This window comes from Steroidobacter cummioxidans (genome assembly GCF_003104955.1).
In genome coordinates this window covers 1-18,434 of record NZ_LSRW01000089.1, presented here as the reverse complement: position 1 = coordinate 18,434, position 18,434 = coordinate 1, and the positions used below count along the sequence as shown (strand labels likewise).

The 18,434-nt window shown below is 60.1% G+C and carries 18 protein-coding genes and 1 pseudogene; 15 read left to right on the top strand and 4 right to left on the bottom strand.

Features of this window, described 5'->3' with window-relative positions:
- The first annotated feature begins 76 nt into the window (after positions 1 to 76).
- The 10 genes from D0550_RS30630 to D0550_RS30585 all read left to right on the top strand — a co-directional run bounded on the left by D0550_RS30630 (position 77) and on the right by D0550_RS30585 (position 9,056).
- Entirely contained in the window at positions 77 to 1,174 is a 1,098-nt protein-coding gene (locus D0550_RS30630) for a CHRD domain-containing protein (RefSeq protein WP_161966144.1), read from the top strand.
- A 119-nt stretch (positions 1,175 to 1,293) separates the two neighbouring features.
- Complete coding sequence (locus D0550_RS30625) at positions 1,294 to 2,064, top strand: TorF family putative porin (RefSeq protein WP_161966143.1); 771 nt, start codon at positions 1,294 to 1,296, stop codon at positions 2,062 to 2,064.
- A 67-nt stretch (positions 2,065 to 2,131) separates the two neighbouring features.
- The gene (locus tag D0550_RS30620) at positions 2,132 to 2,734 is read left to right on the top strand and encodes an RNA polymerase sigma factor (RefSeq protein WP_161966142.1); all 603 of its coding nucleotides are present in this window, start codon (positions 2,132 to 2,134) and stop codon (positions 2,732 to 2,734) included.
- 7 nt (positions 2,735 to 2,741) lie between these two features.
- Entirely contained in the window at positions 2,742 to 3,380 is a 639-nt protein-coding gene (locus D0550_RS30615) for a S8 family serine peptidase (protein ID WP_116812994.1), read from the top strand.
- The gene (locus tag D0550_RS30610) at positions 3,377 to 4,642 is read left to right on the top strand and encodes a S8 family peptidase (protein ID WP_116812993.1); all 1,266 of its coding nucleotides are present in this window, start codon (positions 3,377 to 3,379) and stop codon (positions 4,640 to 4,642) included. The genes D0550_RS30615 and D0550_RS30610 overlap by 4 nt, the downstream gene beginning before the upstream one ends.
- A gap of 98 nt (positions 4,643 to 4,740) precedes the next feature.
- Positions 4,741 to 6,264, top strand: a complete 1,524-nt coding sequence (locus D0550_RS30605; protein ID WP_116812992.1) for a hypothetical protein — start codon at positions 4,741 to 4,743, stop codon at positions 6,262 to 6,264.
- 117 nt (positions 6,265 to 6,381) lie between these two features.
- A complete protein-coding gene (locus tag D0550_RS30600; protein ID WP_206606639.1) occupies positions 6,382 to 7,317 on the top strand; it encodes a retroviral-like aspartic protease family protein in 936 nt (311 codons plus the stop codon).
- An 83-nt stretch (positions 7,318 to 7,400) separates the two neighbouring features.
- Positions 7,401 to 8,054, top strand: coding sequence for a glutathione S-transferase family protein (locus D0550_RS30595; protein WP_116812990.1), 654 nt, complete (start codon positions 7,401 to 7,403; stop codon positions 8,052 to 8,054).
- Between the two features lie 58 nt (positions 8,055 to 8,112).
- Positions 8,113 to 8,610 (top strand): hypothetical protein, encoded by a 498-nt coding sequence (locus D0550_RS30590; protein WP_116812989.1) that lies wholly within the window; start codon positions 8,113 to 8,115, stop codon positions 8,608 to 8,610.
- 68 nt (positions 8,611 to 8,678) lie between these two features.
- Positions 8,679 to 9,056 (top strand): energy transducer TonB, encoded by a 378-nt coding sequence (locus D0550_RS30585; RefSeq protein ID WP_153067427.1) that lies wholly within the window; start codon positions 8,679 to 8,681, stop codon positions 9,054 to 9,056.
- A 68-nt stretch (positions 9,057 to 9,124) separates the two neighbouring features.
- On the opposite strand, the gene D0550_RS30580 is transcribed toward D0550_RS30585, so the two are convergent.
- From D0550_RS30580 to D0550_RS30570, 3 genes are all read right to left on the bottom strand, one after another.
- On the bottom strand, positions 9,125 to 9,601 hold the full coding sequence (locus D0550_RS30580) for a VOC family protein (protein ID WP_116812987.1): 477 nt from the start codon (positions 9,599 to 9,601) through the stop codon (positions 9,125 to 9,127).
- Between the two features lie 88 nt (positions 9,602 to 9,689).
- On the bottom strand, positions 9,690 to 10,403 hold the full coding sequence (locus D0550_RS30575; RefSeq protein ID WP_161966140.1) for a PEP-CTERM sorting domain-containing protein: 714 nt from the start codon (positions 10,401 to 10,403) through the stop codon (positions 9,690 to 9,692).
- Positions 10,404 to 10,555: 152 nt separating this feature from the next.
- Positions 10,556 to 10,957: a GFA family protein gene (locus D0550_RS30570; RefSeq protein WP_116812985.1), complete on the bottom strand. Its 402-nt coding sequence runs from the start codon at positions 10,955 to 10,957 to the stop codon at positions 10,556 to 10,558.
- 391 nt (positions 10,958 to 11,348) lie between these two features.
- Here D0550_RS30570 and D0550_RS30565 point away from each other — a divergent pair, with 391 nt between their 5' ends.
- The 4 genes from D0550_RS30565 (at position 11,349) to D0550_RS30550 (ending at position 16,721) form a co-directional block, all read left to right on the top strand.
- Positions 11,349 to 12,944 carry an amidase family protein gene (locus D0550_RS30565; protein WP_206606638.1) on the top strand — a complete coding sequence of 532 codons (1,596 nt, stop codon included), beginning with the start codon at positions 11,349 to 11,351 and terminating at the stop codon, positions 12,942 to 12,944.
- A 612-nt stretch (positions 12,945 to 13,556) separates the two neighbouring features.
- Complete coding sequence (locus D0550_RS30560) at positions 13,557 to 14,189, top strand: J domain-containing protein (protein ID WP_161966139.1); 633 nt, start codon at positions 13,557 to 13,559, stop codon at positions 14,187 to 14,189.
- Between the two features lie 82 nt (positions 14,190 to 14,271).
- On the top strand, positions 14,272 to 15,519 hold the full coding sequence (locus D0550_RS30555) for an amidohydrolase family protein (RefSeq protein WP_116812982.1): 1,248 nt from the start codon (positions 14,272 to 14,274) through the stop codon (positions 15,517 to 15,519).
- Between the two features lie 173 nt (positions 15,520 to 15,692).
- Entirely contained in the window at positions 15,693 to 16,721 is a 1,029-nt protein-coding gene (locus D0550_RS30550; protein WP_116812981.1) for an ankyrin repeat domain-containing protein, read from the top strand.
- Positions 16,722 to 17,024: 303 nt separating this feature from the next.
- Here the strand turns inward: D0550_RS30550 and D0550_RS30545 are convergent, their stop codons facing one another.
- Positions 17,025 to 17,471 (bottom strand): hypothetical protein, encoded by a 447-nt coding sequence (locus D0550_RS30545; RefSeq protein ID WP_153067425.1) that lies wholly within the window; start codon positions 17,469 to 17,471, stop codon positions 17,025 to 17,027.
- 570 nt (positions 17,472 to 18,041) lie between these two features.
- On the opposite strand from D0550_RS30545, the pseudogene D0550_RS35740 reads away from it, so the two are divergent.
- Positions 18,042 to 18,434: pseudogene (locus D0550_RS35740) on the top strand (hypothetical protein); the annotation flags it as partial.

Below are 18,434 nucleotides of genomic sequence, written 5' to 3'. Positions count from 1 at the left end.
CTCTGGGCTGACAATTGCCCAGGCTGCGCCACCAGCATCCATCACTGCAGGGGCCGGCGCATCAGGGAATGGGACCGTGGGCTTGACCGCCATCGAAACCTCAGACGTGGTCATCAATGTCGCAGTGACCTCCACCGAGGTCTATCCCAGAACCGGCTCTGCCGCGTTTGGCATCGGACAGTTCACATTCAATCTGGTGACGGGTGCAGTGACAGGGACTGTCACGTTCATTGGCATCACAGCGATATTCGCAGACATTCATGAGGGTATTGCGGGCACCAACGGCCCGGCGATCCTCACCCTGGCGCAGAGCGGCAGTGATCCGAACAGCTGGGTGCCGGCGTCGGCAGCCGTACTGACACCCGATCAGATCAACGCGTTGCTCGCCGGCGAGCTATACATAGATGCGCACTCCATCGGCTTCCCCGACGGCGAGATTCGTGGACAGCTTCTCCCACAGGGCATCGACCTCGCCGTCGCGGACATGAGCGGCACCAGCGTCGTGCCCCCCGCGCCCAACTCGGCGGCCGGTTTTGCTGCGATGACCATCTACCAGGCAACTGCGAAAGCGACGGTGCACATCCAAACAACCGGCGTGGACGATGCAACGGCAGCGGCCGTAGGCAATGGTGCCGCCGGTCAGACTGCTTCCGCACCGATCTTCTCATTGATGAAAGATCCGACACTGGCATCGCATTGGTTTGCGGAGGGGCAAAGCCTTACCGCAGCCGATCTCGCCGACCTCGCCGCTGGCATGCTGTTTGTCGATGTGCTTACACCGGAAGAGCCGGCCGGTGCACTGCGGGGCCAGTTGTCGTTGGTTGTCGGGGCGCCAACGCCGGCTTCAACCGTCACACTGACGCAACTGCAACGCACTATCTTCACGCCGATTTGTTCCGTATGTCACACCGGCGGTGGCAGCTCGCTGCCCGCCTCGATGGATCTCACGAGCACCGCCGCAACATTTGCGGCGATTGCAGGCGTGCCAAGTATCGAGAATCCCTCGCTGCTGCGAGTGAGCCCCGGCAATCCGGATGCAAGTTATCTGGTGCACAAGATCGAAGGCGCCTCCGACATCATCGGCTCGCAAATGCCTATGGCTGGTGCACCGCTCGATCCGTCATTGATTGCAAATGTCAGAGCATGGATCACCGAGGGGGCCCAGAACAATTGATGTAAGACAACTGCACGCAGCCGGGCAACACTATTCGACAGTACTCAATGGGCCGTCGATGCGCGTATGCTGCTGCTCCCGAGAATGCTCTCGGACAAGCAGCGCGCCAATGTCCCGACATGAGCACGTTCATCGTCAACGATGTCTCGTCCACTGCTCGACGACCGATTGCATCATTCCTCGGGTGCACGCTGGGCTTCATCGCACCTCTCAACGCTGTGCACGCGGAGGTCAAATGGGCCGGCTCGCTGGCCTTGACCAGCGATTACATTCAGCAAGGCTTGTCGCAAACCCAAGGCAAGCCGGCTGTGCAGGGCGGACTGCGTGCCCAGATCGATCAGCGCTGGACGGTTGGCGCGTGGGCCTCTTCGATCGATCGGTATGATTGGCAAGACGCGCGCACTGAGATCGACGTCTACGCGGCACGCACCTGGCGACTCAGTCCGGATTGGATCACGTCGCTGACCGCCACTCATTACTTCTATCCAGACGACGCGTCTTACGTGAGCTATGACTACGACGAGGTCACCGCGTCGCTGGGATATCGGTCCACGGTCTTTGCCACTGTCGCCTGGTCGCCGAATTATTCAGACGCAAGCGATCGTGGTTACGCGCATGACCGCTCGACGCTGTCCTATGAATTGAGCGCCAACCAACCCCTCTTGGCGGGCTGGTCCGGCAATGTGGGCGTGGGCTATCGAGATCTGAGCGAGCTGTTCGGCGAGCAATACTGGTATGGCCACGCTGGCCTGATGCATTCATCGGACCGGTTGACAGTTCATCTCACCTATACGTATGCGGACCCCACGGCACGAGAGCTTTTCGGGCACGATCGTGCAGCGATTACGTGGCTGGGCACCGTGATCTGGAGATTCGGCAACCAGCATTGAACCGTTCGGCTCGCCAGGGGTACTCACCTTTGTGATGACGCGCACTTATAACGAGTCGAGTCCGCGATTGGCGACTGTCGTCAAACCCTCTGCGCTCAGTAACAACGAAGCAGAGCTGGCGCTCATTCGTCGTGTGAGCTTGCGCGATCGCACCGCCTTGCGCGAGCTGTATCTGCTGTATCACCGTCGTCTGTCGCGCTTCCTCATGCGGTTGACGCAGCGGCAGGATCTCGCCGAAGAGGTCATCAACGATACTTTGCTGGTCGTATGGAACAGCGCGGAGCGGTTTCGTGGCGACTCCCGTGTTTCCACCTGGATCGTCGGCATCGCGTACCGACGCGCACTGAAGAGCGTTCGGCGGCGGCGCTCGTTCGAGGTCATGGAACTGGATGCCACCGATACGCTGGTCAGCGCCGATGGCATGCAGGCCTGCGAGACTCAGGAGTGGATCGAGGAGGCCCTGCAGGAACTGCCGATCGAGCAACGCATGTGTCTGGAACTGGCCTATGTGCTCGGTCACTCCTGCGAAGAAATCTCGATCATCACCAGCTGCCCGATCAACACCGTCAAGACACGCCTGTACCACGCGCGTCGCAAGTTGAGCGCACTGTTGCCGCGCCTGGCCGGTTATCCGCAAAGCATGCCCCAGGACAATAATCAGAGCCGGTGAAACTCGCATGCACCCGCGAACGCACACCAATCATGAGCACTGCTGGGAGTTGATTCCCTGGGTCGTGAACGGCCGGGCCACCGACGCCGAACAGCGCGCGGTGCTCACCCATGCTGAAAGTTGTACCGAGTGCCGTGAGGAATTGCAGCGACATCGCGCCCTCCACAGTCACATGCGCGGCACGGACGATGTAATCACTGCGCCCAACGCTTCGTGGCAAAAGCTGCTCACGCAAATCGACGCGCAACCCGTTGAGACACCCGAGCGTCGCGGCATCAAACGACCGTGGCTGATCGCGGCAATCTGGCTGCAGGCCGTTGCTATCGCGGCGCTCGCCAGCGCCTTGTTTACTTCGGTGCGACAGCCGGAATACCGAACCCTCTCCGCGCCCACCCCCGAAGTGTCGGATCTGCGAGCGACGGTGCGAGTCGTGTTCGCTCCAGACGCTTCGGTGAAAGATATCAACGAGGTGTTGCGACAAGTCGAAGCAACCATCATTGCCGGGCCGAGCGAGGCCGGTGTCTATACGCTGGCGACGCCGGACAACACGGACGTGCAACGAATCATCGTGACGTTGCGTGCCCACCCAGAGGTTTTGTTTGCCGAGCCGACCCACCTGGCTGCCGGAGACGGACCCAGTCTATGAAGCGCCTGGCTGCACTGCTCGCGATGCTGATGATCGCCGGCTGCACGCAGCTCACTCGCGAGACGCCGAATGAGGATTTGATTCGCGCGCATCCCGAGCGATTCGTCGTCATCACGTTACACAACGCCGACGCGATGCCGTCCGCACGCGCCGGCTCTTCACCACGCGACTACGGCGCGGCCACGCCCTACGGGCTCGCGCCAACCACTCGTGCAACGGCCCACCAGATCGCCAGGTATTACAAGATGACACCGGTGCGCGAGTGGCCGATCGCGCTGCTGAGTATTCACTGCATCGTGTTTGAGATGAATGACGGCGACACACAGCCCGACCTGCTGCGGCGGCTGCGCAGCGATGCGAGAGTCGAGTCGGCACAGCCGTTAAATGCGTTTGTCACGCTCGGCCGGGCCGATAAGACGCCATACGACGATCCGTACATCGGCCTGCAGGGCAGTCTCGCCACGATGGGCGTGCCGCAAGCGCATGCGTTGTCCCGAGGCAAAGGGGTGAGCATCGCAGTGATCGATACAGGCGTGGACACCTCGCACGCCGACTTTGCGGGCAGCCATATCTCTGTCAGCAATTTCACAGGACAACGGCTTCGCCCCGCCGCTCACGGAACTGCGGTAACGGGCATCATTGCGGCGACTGGCGGCAATCGTCTCGGCATTGTCGGCGTGGCACCGGAGGCCGACGTGCATGCGCTGGCGGCATGCTGGTCCCCGCCTGCCAATCCCTCGCAAGCGGTCTGCGACAGCTTCACGCTCGCCCTCGCCCTCGCCAATGCCATCGAGCTGAAAGCCAACATCGTGAACCTGAGTCTGGGTGGACCGAGCGATCCGCTGTTACGCCGCCTGGTCGAGCACGGTCTCGCACGCAACATGATTGTTGTCGCGGCCCTCCCCACCACCGGCGAGGCTGCCGGCTTTCCGTCCGAAATTCCCGGCGTGGTGGTCGTCGATGCGGTCGGGCATGGGCACACGGCTCGCGATGTGCTGCTCGCCCCCGGTACGGATGTACTGACGCTGATATCGCCAAACGGTTATGACTTTGTCTCGGGCAGTTCCATGGCGGCCGCCAATGTTTCTGGGGGCATCGCTTTATTACTGTCACACCGGGTGAAGCCCGCCGAGGTCCGCGACCTTTTGGTACAGACCACCCCGGTCGGCGACAGCATCAACCTGTGTGCCGCCCTCGCCAGCCGCCAAGTCAACCCCCAGCACTGCCAACCTACGGTGTCTCGCGCCTCCCGTTCAGACTAGCCCCTGGTCAGGTACTAAGTCTCCCTCGACCAAAGGCCGGACTGTTTCTTTTGGCCCGGCCGGCATACTCTATCCCTGCCTTCACGCAGGGGGGCACCATGGCGCTTGCTGACCTTCTCGAGACGAAGAATGCGCAACGCACGCTGGCGGCAGTTGTGTCGGGTGCGCTTCACCTCACGATTTTCATCATCGCTTTCGTCCTGGGCGGCACCCAGGATGGCATCGGCTCCAACGAGGAGTCGTTCGCACAACTGGTGCTGATCGAAGCGCCCGAGGTCGACCGCGCCGAAGGTATCGAGCTGCGGCCCGTCGAGCCGATGCAGGCAGCGGCCCTGCCCGCCGAGATTTCCATCGCCCCGCCCGAGTTGCCGCTGCCCGCTTCCGAGGCCGTCCGCAGCGAGCCTGCCGATGCGGAGATCACACCACCGGACATTCCAACGCAGCCGCAGCCTGCGGTCGTCGCGCTAGTCACCCCGCCTGAAGCAACCTTCCTGGCCTCGATCCAGGAACAGACCTCACTGCCGCAACGCCTGGCCAAGCTCGCCGAAGAGTTGCAAAACAAGCCCGAAACACCGCTGCAATGGGAACAGGACGGCAAGCAGTACACCGCCAGGATGGTGTGGGAGCGTGCTCGGGACGGTACCGCGCTCGATCGGGTCGTCGCCGAAGTGAGCGCCTCGGACCACGGCAAGCTCATGTCGACACGAATCATGCTCAAACGGCTCGCGTTCTCGCAGTTCACGCAGGTCGTGGATCGCTGGGATCCGATGGTCCAGTTGCACGATGACGTCATCGTCGGCCGTTTTCACAGCAATTCGCAGTTCAACGTGTACCACGACTCGCGCGTCGGGCCGAAGTTTCTGGGCAAAGTGACGACCGCGGCACGCAGCTTCGAAATGTCCGCAAGAGGTCGCGGGCGCCAGTCGGACATCTTCGCCGGCGGCATAGAAACACACACGAACCGCATCAATCTGCCGCAGTCGCTGCAGCCTTTTGCCTGGGCGCCGTACGACCCTGAGGCGCGCATCCATCAGCTCACGGACGACACCCGCATCCGTTTCTTCGCCGATGGCAGTTACATGTGGCGCACGAGTAATGCGCCGGGCTCGGGCTATTTGAATAAACCTTCGGAGCATCCGGTGTACTTCGTCGGCAACATGGGCTCGACGCTGTACGTGCAGGGGGTGGTCGCCGGCAACATCCTGGTCTACTCCCCGACCAAGATCGTGATCGAGGACGATCTCACTTATGCCAACGACCCGCGCCGCGACCCGTCCTCCCGCGACTATCTCGGGCTGGTGAGCGATCGCTATATCGAAATCGCCTCGCCGGGCATGACCGGTCCGGGCGACCTGACGATTCATGCGGCCATTTTTGCTGGCCGCCGCTTTGTCGTGCGCGACATCGATCATCCGCGCTCGGCAACATTGAAAATTTTCGGGAGCCTGTCGGCCGGCAGCCTGTCAGCCAGCGAGCCGCGCTACGCGACAGAAATCGAGTACGACAACCGCTTCGAGCAGCGCCGGCCACCGGGCTTCCCGATGACCACCCGATTCGAAGCCGAAGGTTGGAACGGTCAGTGGGTCAAGTCGTCGGAACGAATGGCCGACGACATGCTCTAATCGCCAGGCTAGGATTCGACCGGGCGCGGAAAGCTCGGAGAATTCATGTGGATCTGGGGGAATTGGGGAGGCTGGCGCCTGACTGGTGTCGAAATAAATATGGCCCCGCGTGTGATTTTGTTCGCGCTTGCATCGTTGGCGCCGCTTGCGTGCCTGGCGAACGATGTTGATAACCCACCCACTCCACAACCGGCGCCGCCCACGGACCCGACTGTCGAGGAAGTCATCGTCGCTGCGCCCGAGCCGCGCTACGTTGCCCCTACTCTGAGAGATCGCATCGGCCGTGTCTGGGCGCCGGTGTACATCAACGGCAAAGGCCCCTACCGCCTGGTGCTCGACACCGGCGCGAACCGAACCGCCGTCGTTCCCTCGCTCGCCAAGAAGATCGGCGCCCCCACGGGGCCGAATGTCCTGAAGGTGCTGGGCGCGACCGGCTCCTCCGTCGTGCCGGCCATCAAGGTCAATAGCATCGAGGTCGGTGACCTGTTTCTTGGCGATCGCCAGGTCGCAATCGTGCCCGACGTGTTCGGCGGCGCTGAAGGGGTGCTCGGCGCAGACGGCCTCGGCGACAAACGCATCAGTATCGACTTCAAGAACGACGAGATCTCCATCCTGCGCTCCACCGGCCCGGTGCGCGCCAACGGCTTCACCCGCATTCCGGTAAAGCTGCGTTACGGACATCTACTGATGTTCGACGTGAGGCTCGCCGGCGTCCGTACACGTGCCATGCTCGACACCGGCGCGCAATCCACGATCGGCAACAGCAGCCTGCGCGCCGCCCTCGCCAAGAGAAAGCGCCAGGGCGTGGAAAACATCATCATCGGCGTGACGCTCGATGCCCAGAAAGGCGAAACCCTGCTCTCTCCCGCCGTCGAGCTCGGCGACCTCACCCTGCGCGGCATGCAAATCACTTTCGGCGACATGTACATCTTCGACGCCTGGAAGATGACCGACACCCCCGCCCTGCTGATCGGCATGGACATCATCGGCCTGCTCGATACCGTGATCATCGATTACAAGCGGCGCGAGCTGCATCTTCGAGCGCGCGACTGAGACAGAATGAGAGCGGGCTCCCGTTGTCGGCTGCGGCCCGGCTCATTCGTCTTGCAGTTATGCCCTCACCCAGGACCTGCCCCATGACCCCCACCATCACGGCTTTTGAACGCTCGCCCGATCGCGGCCAGGGACTGGCCCGTGACATGCGCGTGCGCTGGGCGTTCGAAGAGGTGGGCCAGCCTTACGACGTGCGACTCGTCTCGTTCGCTGAGATGAAGGAACCCGCCCATCGCAGGCTGCATCCGTTCGGGCAGATTCCGACCTACCAAGAGGGCGAGCTGGCCCTGTTCGAGTCGGGGGCGATCGTATTCCACATCGCCGAGCGCCACGCCGGCCTGCTGCCAGAGGATGCGCATGCCCGAGCACGCGCGATCGCGTGGATGTTTGCCGCGCTCAATACGGTCGAGCCGCCGATCTTTGAACGTTCAATGGCGATGATTTTGGAGCGCGACAAGCCTTGGTACGAGGAGCGCCAGGCGATGCTCGACCATCGGGTCCAGGTACGACTGGACGAACTTTCCAAGCACCTTGGCGATGCCGATTGGCTCGACGGTGCGTTCAGCGCCGCTGACCTGCTGATGGTGACGGTGCTGCGCCGGTTCAGCAGAGCCGGCGATCTGGGGAAATATCCGAACCTCGCCGCCTATATCGCTCGCGGCGAAGCGCGGCCCGCGTACCAGCGCGCTTTCGCCGATCAATTGGCGGTTTTCACGGCTCAGGCTCCGAACAGCTGATCAGCGCCGCGAACCCGCCCGTCGGCGGCCGACGCTGGACTACTCGCATGATGTCTGTATGAACGGCAAGGCGCTCACATTCCTCATGTTCTATTTGGTGCCGGCGAGCGCCGCGCCGCCCGACTCTTGTCCAATCTCCGCTACAGCCTCACCCGTTAGCTACGGCCGTCTCCATCAAATTCCCACCGTCGCTCCCAACAATGATGTGAGCCATACCGTCATCACTCCCGGCGGCATGATCCTGCACACCCCGGAAATGGTCGCGGCGACGGACGTTCTGACCGTCGTCGCACGCGATCAGGATGCACTGTGCTTCCACCTGCTCACGCTGGCAAAGGATTGGCACAAGTGTGACATTCAAGGCGTGGCCAGCAAGGAGTCCGCGAATTCGTATCTGTTCGCTGACGGAAGCGCCGCCGTGCGCTTCACCTTCATTGGTGAAGACCAAGTCGACGTGGCGCCTATCGGAACCGCCTACCGAAGTCGATGTGAGCCCTCCGGGAGCATCCAGCGGGCGACCTACACGTTGGGCGGCGCGGAACGCAAAACGCCTTGACCAGACGGGTCTAAACAGCTGGAATCGAGCCAAACATCAAACTCGACGCGGCGTAAGGAGTGACCCCCATGGTTCGGGCCCAGGTTCTCTCGCTGGTTCTTGTAGTCGCGATAACAGCAGGCGCAGCCTCTTACGCTCGAGCGGATCAAACATCCGTTACCGAGCGGGACCGTGTATCGGCAGCAACACTGAAGCGAACACACACGATTCTCCCAACATGGCCCGAGTCGGCCGCCGGCGTCGAAGGCTGGGTGCTGCTTTGGTTCACCTTGCTGCCGGATGGCACGGTGACCGACGTCGAAATCAAAGAAGCCCACCCTGCGGGCATCTTCGACACCTCCGCGGTGGAGGCACTTCGACAATGGACGTTCGAGCCCGTGGAGCACGACGGCAAGAAAATCGCTCAACGGGCAGAAATACGGATGAAATACGCACAGCCGAAATAAGGCGCAGAGCCGGCTCTCAGCCGGGGCAGATTGCCCCGGCCTCCACAGGCTCTGCCCCGGGGTCTGAGCTATCCCCGTCGTGCCGCTTCGATCGTAGCGATATCGATCTTTCTCATCTTCATCATCGCATCGAACGCGCGCTTCGCTGCCGCACGATCTGGATCGGTGGTGGCCTCCACCAGCACGCGCGGAGTGATCTGCCAAGACAAGCCCCACTTGTCCTTGCACCATCCGCACTGACTTTCGGCGCCGCCGTTACCGACGATGGCCTCCCAGTACCGATCGGTCTCAGCCTGGTCCTCGGTAATGATCTGAAATGAAAAAGCTTCGCTTTGCTTGAACGCCGGACCGCCGTTCAGGCCGAGGCAGGCCACGCCCACCACCGTGAACTCCACGGTCAGCACCTGTCCTTCCTTGCCACTTGGAAAGTCGCCAGGCGCGTGGTGGACCGCGGTCACCTTGCTGTCCGGAAAAGTCTTGGCGTAAAACCTGGCGGCTTCCTCAGCCCCGTCGTTATACCAAATACAAATCACATTCTGAGTCATCGTTCGCCTCCGTCCGCGGGTCAGTTTAGCGGGCCTGTCCCCCAAGGACGGATCAGCAACGCGAGTTCCGACAACGGACGGTGCACGATCATGCAGGCTCGCGAAGCGCATGCAGCGCCGCCTGCCGACGCCGCCGAGCCACTGCGGTCACACCCAGTGCTGCCAACATCATGGTCATCGTGGCCGGCTCGGGAACCGTGTTGGGCTCGGGGTACGTTTTCGGCGGCACCTCATAAGGCCCCTCAAACAGCGGGCCTGGCGTGCCGAAGAATTGCCAAGTGGCTACATACGCCGCGTCCCAGCCCGTGGCCGTCTCTTGGTAATCCAACGTGAAGGTCAGGCGAACCGAATCGATACTGGCGGCAACTTCCGGTGTCAGCAAAACCGTGAAGAGACGCTCCTCCCGGTTACCTCCACCACCTCCGCCACTCAAGGTACCGTCGCTGCGATAGCGATTGAAGTAGGTCGAGAGAATGTCGTTGCGATCGTCGGCCAGGAGCGCGACGAACGCATCGAACATCGGCGCGTTGGCGCGATTGAATTCGAAGCTTCCTACCTTCTCCATCGGGTCAAGGTATGAAGAGCACCCCAGGCACACTCCGTCTGCATAACTGCCGAACTGCAATGAGAATCCGGCGCCCGGCGCACCGACATCCCCAGACGCGAGCCCACCACCGCTTCCGCCGCGAGCGTTGAAAGACGCAATCAGCTCGGCCGAAGCCGTCTCAGCGAGCAGCAGGCTGCCGCCGATAACAATCATTGAGCGGAGTAGATGAATCAAACGAATGGGTAACGAGCGCATGCTGCCTCCGTGCAGTGGATGTTTTCTTCTGCATCGACAGGCAAGAAACGGCCCACCTCGCTGGAACGTCGGCCCATCAACTACTTGCAATAGCTGATATACAAGTGACGCAGGCGTGATGTTAGTAAAGTCGACAGCCTGCCGCTCACTGCTTAGAACCATAGATCTCGTACGCAGCGCCCGTCGCGGGGCAGATCGTCGAATGTATCCAGCCCATCGAAATGATCGATCGGAAGATCCGCAACGGCTTCAGGAGGTGCAAGCCGAACGTTCACCGCCATGCGGCGCCGTCCATCTTTCTCGAGGCGCAGCCCTCGCCAGCACAACACGCAGCCGCAGGTCGGGCAGAAGCGAATTTCCAGGGCGGGATCTGCTTTGCCGGGACGTGTATAAACGGAACTCGGCCCCGCTATATGAATTCTCTCACCCTCATAGTCATAGGCCCACAGCGCGCCGTATCGCCGACAGAGCGTGCAGTTGCACGCGGTGATCGGACCGGGATCGCCGTCCAAGGTCCAGTTCAATGCGCCACAGTGGCAGGTTCCAGTCAGCAAGGGTGTTGCTCCGGTGGGTCACCGGTTGGGACGGTAGCAGCGAGGAGTTGCGGTGTCGACTGCATCATCAGTGCCGCAAGCGGAGACCTTACAAAGTAAGTTACGCGTTCACGCGCTCACTGAAACGTTCAAAGCAGCGAAGTGCGCTCTTGAATTAGAAACGTCGGCTGCGGGTCGGTTTGCGACCATGCTACTGCTCGTGGCGACAAGATCGCCTCGGTCGCGATTGTTCATGCAATGAAATACCAGCGCCCTTCCAAGAGCGTGGCAAACCGAGCTCACGACAAAAATCGGTCGCGACGTGCCGCCTGCATGCATGGATTCATCAGTCGCCGCGCAGGCATGCATCCTGGTATCTTCGCTGGGCAACAAGACCCCCGGAGAACATTCCGTGTCATCGAAGCGTTCGTGTGGCCTAGCAACTGTGGCCGCGTTGCTGATCGGTTACTTCCATTGCGCGCGAGCCGCTACTGTCGACTTCGACGCAGCGACGGTCGCGGATCTAAACCAAGCCTTCAAAGCCGGCACGCTAACGTCCGAACAACTGGTCCAGCATTGCATCGCGCGCGTCGAGGCGTATGACGACCAGGGCCCGAAGATCAACGCCGTCATCATGCTGAATCCCAAAGCGCTCGAGACTGCTCGCGCGCTCGATGCCGAACGCAAGAGCAAGGGCCCGCGCTCGCCGTTGCACGGCGTGCCGGTACTGCTGAAGGACAACTACGATACGTTCGACATGCCCACCACGGGTGGCTCGGTGTTGCTTGAGAACTGGGTGCCGCCCGATGACGCTTTCGTCGTCAAGAAGCTGCGCGACGCTGGCGCCATTATTCTGGGCAAGCTCAATCTCTCCGAGTTCGCCTCGGGCACCGCGCACAGCTCGCTCGGCGGCCAAACGCTCAATCCTCATAACTTGACGCGCACCCCGTCCGGCTCCTCCAGCGGCACCGGTGCCGCAATCGCCGCCGCGTATGCGCCGATCGGTTTGGGTACGGACACCGGCGGCTCGATTCGTGGCCCCGCATCCGCCAACGGCATCGTGGGTTTGAAGCCAACGCATGGCTTGATGAGCCGTGACGGCATCATTCCTCTGGCGTTGTCTTTCGATACCGGTGGTCCGATGGCACGCAGCGTCTATGACGTTGCCGTCGCACTGGGTGTCATGACGGGTGTGGACCCCGCGGATCCGGCGAGCCAGAAGAGCAAGGGAAAATTCGCTACCGACTACACTCAGTTCTTGAAGGCCGGCGCATTGAAGGGCGCGCGTATCGGCATCGCTCGCGATTTCCTCGGCATGGATCCCGATGTCGATTGGGTGATGGAGTCGGCGCTCGAAGCGATGCGCAAAGCGGGCGCGACCATCGTCGACGTACGCTATCCGAAATGGCTACTCGACAGCAGGTCGGAGTTCTATAACGCAATCCGTCGCCCGGAGTTCGTGGTCCAAGTCAGCCAGTATCTCGCGGCGACCGGACCCGGCTATCCAAAAAACATCCAGGAGCTGATCGAGCGATCAAATAACGTGCGCTCGTTGGGCCCCGGCCGCACCAGCCCGAATCCGGTGCGCTGGAACCTGCTCAAGAAAGAAGCGGAGAGCGGCAAGCTCGACGACTACCGTTACTTGTCCGTTCGCGATCACGGCCTGCCGCTGATTCGCAGGGTGGTCGAAGGCGTCCTCGCGTCGGAGAAGCTTGATGCCATCGTGTACCCAACCTCATCACGCCGGACGCCGTTGATTGTGGAGGCAATACCCTCACCTGACTCGGCGTCCGCCGTCGACATCGCCAACCTCACGGGCTTTCCCGACTTGATCGTGCCAGCTGGCTTCACGACGGACGATCTGCCCGTCGGCATTTCTTTCTTCGGCCCCGCCTTCAGCGAACCGAAGTTGCTCGCGCTCGGCTACAGCTTCGAACAAGCGACGCACGTGCGGCGCTTGCCCGTGCACACGCCGCAGTTAGAGAATCAGTCGCTGACCGTGCCTTGAGGATTCTGCGCGCCATTGACGTGCGCCAACAATCCAGTCCCAAACAAGGCTAGCCCATGACCGCAATGTTGGCAGAGGAAGTCAGCTCCCGACCAGGAGCGGGCCTCCGGACAAAAGCACATCCGATTTGCGGCGCGAGCACTAATCCCGGACAATTCGCGCCCCGTCGCGCACTCCCCGATCATGTCCGGAAAATCGCTCCTACACGTTCCACGAGCGGCCGCACGCAGCCCTTCGACGCCGGATCAAGATCGCTTTCGATATCTCATCGATCAGATCGAGACGATGCGGCGCGCACGCGCCGATTGGAACGAACTGGTCGTCGCGTTCAGAACGTCCGACGCCGAGCGCGTCTATCCACTACGTGCGACCCTCAGGCAGGTCACCCGCGAAACCGTTCTCCTGATCGATCGACTGCTCGATGGCAAGGGCTGGTCAATAGCGGACCAGGCCGCGCTGAAGGACATCGCGTGCCAAACGGCGGAAGCGCTCCTGCACGCCAATCCAGACGATCTCGAGATCCGTGACGTCTTCGATCGTTATAGCTCAATGACCTTCCAGGAATCGAAGCGAGAAGACATCGACGATTTGAAACAGCATGCGAAGGAATACATGGGTATCGATCTGGATGATGCCGACATCGAATCCGAAGAGGAACTCGTCGAGCACATCTACGAGCATATGAAGAACGACGAAGCCCGTGAGCGCGAGCGCTCGGCGGAGCGTCGGAAGTCTCCAGGACAACAGCGTGCCGAAGCCAGCGCAAAGACCGCGAAGCAACTTCTGAGAGAGATTTATCGCAAGCTTGCAAGCGCCGTCCACCCGGATCGAGAAGCCGACGCGGCGCGACGCGCCGAAAAGAACGAGCTCATGCAACAGATTAACCGTGCGTACGCGACCAACGACCTGTTAACGTTGCTCGAGACGCAGGTGCGTCTCGAACTCATCGATCCGGATCACGCAAGCAAGATCAGCCGTGAAAGGCTGCAGCAGCTCAACCGACTGCTCTCTGAGCAGCTTGAAACGATGAAGACCGAGCTGTGGTCAGTCCAAGACGCCTTCTGCATCGATCACGGACTCCCGCATGCAAGCCCGATAGACGCGCGGAATCTTCATTTGGTCATCAAACATCGCGCACGGGAATTGCGCGCGCACATCAATCAGCAAAAAGGCTTCCTCGAAGTGCTCGCCAACAAAAGCGCGACAAAGCGCTGGCTCAAGGGTCAACGTCACTTGCTGGATTGAGGAGCGCCATTGAATACCGTCAGGCGCATCGCAGTGCCAGCAGCAACACGCCAATTGGGATGTTGATCAAGGAAGCTGAAAAATGTCGAATTGCCGCTTGGAAATTCTGCTCGTCGCTATTGCAGGACTCTTAACGCCAGTTGCGCAGGCCCAGCAGACTTGGGCGTTGGACGGCGTGAAGATCTATTCGGCCCCCGATGTGCCACCGATAAAGGGCAAGGTCGTGATCGCGGGCAACAAGATTCTGTCGGTCGCTACGGCCGAGCCGCGCGCAACGACCGCGATGCAAGCATCCCGGTGCAACGGCGGCGTGATCATGGCGGGCTTCCAGAACAGCCACGTCCACTTCACTAGCGAGGAATTCCGTAACGCACGCCAACAGTCTGCCGCAGAACTCGACATCGCACTGACGCGGATGCTGACGCGATACGGCTACACAACTGTTTTCGATGTTACTTCCGATGGCGACAACACGCTGGCCCTGCGGAACAGGATCGAGCAAGGCGAGGTGCGCGGACCGAGAATCCTCACCGTGGGCCTGTCTCTGTTTCCGTCGCAGGGATTGCCAATCTATATCTCGCACATGCCCAAAGAGTTGCTCGACAAACTCCCGCAGCCGGCTTCGGTTGAAGAAGCAGTGCAGACAGTGCGCAAGAGCTTGAGCGTCGGCACCGATGGCACCAAACTCTTCATCGCCACGCCGCAGGGTGATCGCCCCATCAAGCGCATGCCGGCCGACATCGCCAGCGCGGCTGCAAATGAAACTCACCGGAAAGGCAAGTTGGTATTCGCTCATCCGACCGATATCCAGGGCGTCCAGCAAGCGCTCGATGCTCACGTCGACATCCTGACCCACCCTCCGCTAGGCGCACCGGCGCCCTGGCCGGAGCCACTGATGAGACAAATTCGGGACGCGGGAATGTCGATGATACCTACGCTCCAACTATTCCCGTACGAGCTAAACAAGGAACGTGTCTCGGCGGCGATCGCCGAACAGCTCGTGAACGAGAGCGTGACGGAGTTCGGCAAATTCGTGGCAATGGGAGGGCAGGTGTTGTTCGGCACCGATGTCGGTTACATGACGGATTATGATCCGACTCGCGAATACGAACTGATGGCAAAGGCTGGCTTGACGCCCATGCAGATACTCGCATCGCTGACCACGACACCAGCGGCGCGGTGGAATGAGCAGGATTTGCGAGGACGCATTGCCACTGGCATGGAAGCGGACATCGTCGTGCTGGATGCAGATCCTGCCGATTCGCCGCGCAACTTTGCCGCCGTCCGTTGTGCCATTCGTAGCGGCGAAATCATTTACTCGCGGCACTGATTGCTATTGGACGGTCAGCGAGTCTTCTACGGATTTGGCCGCTATCGGCCAGAAGCGGACATGCGACATCTTTGAAGTAGACTACAATATCCGGCCGCAACGTCTACCGCGCCGTGCTCATAGCCGGACTGCGCTGTCGAAGGAATGTGACTGTGCCAAGAACGAAAAAGAAGATGCTTCCGAAAGATTTTGAAGGGATGCTGAAAGAAGGCGATCTCGATAAGTTGAAGGGAGTATTCGAGGTCTGCGACGTCAATGCACGCGGCGGCGCCGGAAAACATACTGCGTTGGCGTTCAATGATTGCCCGGACGAACTCGCGCGCTGGCTCGTGGAGCGTGGAATCGACTTATCAGCTACAGACACATGGGGCAACACTGCTTTGCACGAGCGCGCACGGCACTATCGGAAGGACGTCAAGGGTCTGCTTGAGCTCGGCGCCGATGTCCATCATGCCGGCCCCTCCTGCGGCACTCCACTACATGCCGCTGCGGACTCATGCAGCGTCCATAACGCGCGGCTGCTCATTGAACATGGAGCGAAAGTGGACGCCCGAAATCGCGACGGCTTGTCCCCGCTCGAGTACGCGCTGAAGCGTGCCCATAATGCCCGACTGCCGGAGTTAGCCGCACTCTGCGACGTGCTGCTCGCTGCTGGTGCAGACCGGTCGGCGAGAACGAAGGAGCTCATTGAAAGAATTGGTCAAACCTTTGAGTTCCATCGGGCCGGCTTCAACCAGGAGGCGGTGAGTGAGGCAAGTGCCGCTCTCGATCACCTCTACGAGCTCTTCGATGTTCTGCCTGTGGCGCGGCGTCGGATGCACGATGGCTCTTCACCAATCGTACCTTGCCCAGCAACGTGGCCGGTCCAGCACGACGAACTATGGCAGCTGCTCGTGCCCTCGAAGGGGCCCGCAGCAACCGCCCAAGGCGAAGTGATTCGTATCTCGGGAAAGATCGGCGATGAGATATCGCGGAACGGTGGGGTCAACTGGGACGCGGACTATCAGAAAATGGCTGAAGCGTTCCTGGCGCTCATTGCCGAGGGAAGCGCCCTTTCAGCGCCGGAGCTCGCAGAGATCGCAGGGATCGTGGCGGAGGGGAAGCATATGGACAGATACGAGCGGCTAGCCGAATTGGCGGTCGAGTGGGTTAAGAGGAATCCCACGCCAGCTGATCTGGGCGTTCCGGCGTACCGGCGTTGACATTGGCGGTTCAATAACTGCCAATGCACAGGCCCGCTCCCGGCCAGGAGCGGACAGGCAACGTAGCAACTCCGGGGCTTGCACATCTGATTGGACACCAGAACTGCTCGCCTGCCGAAAGCCTTCCTTTCGCTATGGGAAGTTAACGAATGTCTCGCCATACCAGCCTCGAAAGCGGCCAAGACAGATCCGCATCGCTGTGGAAAGCACATACCTGAAAAACAAGTTGGCCGCGGCTTTCGTAGACAACCACGATCGCAACGGTTCCGCGAAAATCTTCGTTAACTTCATGGTGAGATCGAATCATTGATTGCCAAGATCGCAGTTCCCGATAAGCCCCCCCGCCGCCGGCTCTGGTGTGAACTGTTTAGTGGTGAAGGTGATCAGAACCCGCAGCGGTGAATTTAGAGAGCACAACTTCCGGATCTCGTGTATAGCGCCAGTAAAGTCATTCTCAGACTCAACAAAAAATCTCGGAACTGCGTGCTCATTAGCACTGTAGATCGCGCCAACGTGATCAACCTTGAACTCTTCTCTGACATGGGCGAGCCCAAGCTCGTCGGCTATCTTCGGCAATAGATACTCAGCATAGAACTGTGTGCGCTCAGTTCTTGAGCGAGCTATCTTTTGTAAGTCGCCTACCGCGGCTGCCTGAATCCCTTGGCGGAATGCCTCGAAAAAACGTTTTGACAATGCGCATCCCGGCGAATTCGTGATCTTCGAAGGAGGAAGCTTTGAGAGATATTCCATGAGACCTTCTCTTGACGAGAAGATCTCACTGACCGCGGGGACCACTCCCCCAGTCTTGCTTGGTGCAAAAGCAGTTCCATTGAAGCCGGGAACATAACAGTCTTCAAGTCGAAACCTTCCTTCGCCTATAAATGGCATGACTGTGGCAACCAATCCATCAACACACGCACAGACGAAGCTGCACCGCGGACATTCATAGAGATCCGATGTATTTAGGTAGAGGCTTGATTCCTCGCAACGAGGACACTGTCCGTCGGATAAGAACATTGGCGCGAATCTCCGAATTCATCTAAAAAGCTGCTAAAGCCATGTCGCGTCACGCCGGCGAGCGACCCCTGCTTTCAAGTTGACCTGCTTAGCGCAGCACCGCAGGCCCGCCCCGGCTTCAGAGCACAAACGGGACAGATCTATTGTATGCACGCGACCAACACTCCAGTGGGCACAGAGCATAAATCCGCACCCTTTTTCCCGCCGGGTTTGTGAGCGGCATCACGAACGCGCAGGGAATCGCTTCAGTTTGGGCTGTAAATGCCTATCGTTAGTGACTTTCTGATCCCTTCAGAGTCTCCGATGCCTCAATATCCTGACCGTGAATGCCGTTGCCCTCCTGATCCATATGCACGGTTTGATTCGGTCATTCGTAACGAACTCACCACACCGCCAGATGCGCATCGCATCGTCAATGATTCAACGTTCTGCACGATGATTCAAAAAAATACGTTTCATAAGAACTCGTTTAAGGACGTCGAAATCGATGACCTAACGCTCAGAGACGTGCTACGTGGATTGGACAAGAGAATGGGCGTTTACCACATCTGGACGGACGACGACTTCTGTGACGTCCATCAGCGATACAATCTGGAATGCTTGTACGTTGGCAAAGGCACTGCCTTCACTCGAGTTTTGAAGCACGCGAAGAATCCGAACAGACTTCTTGATGACGTGCCGTACTGGATCTCGTTC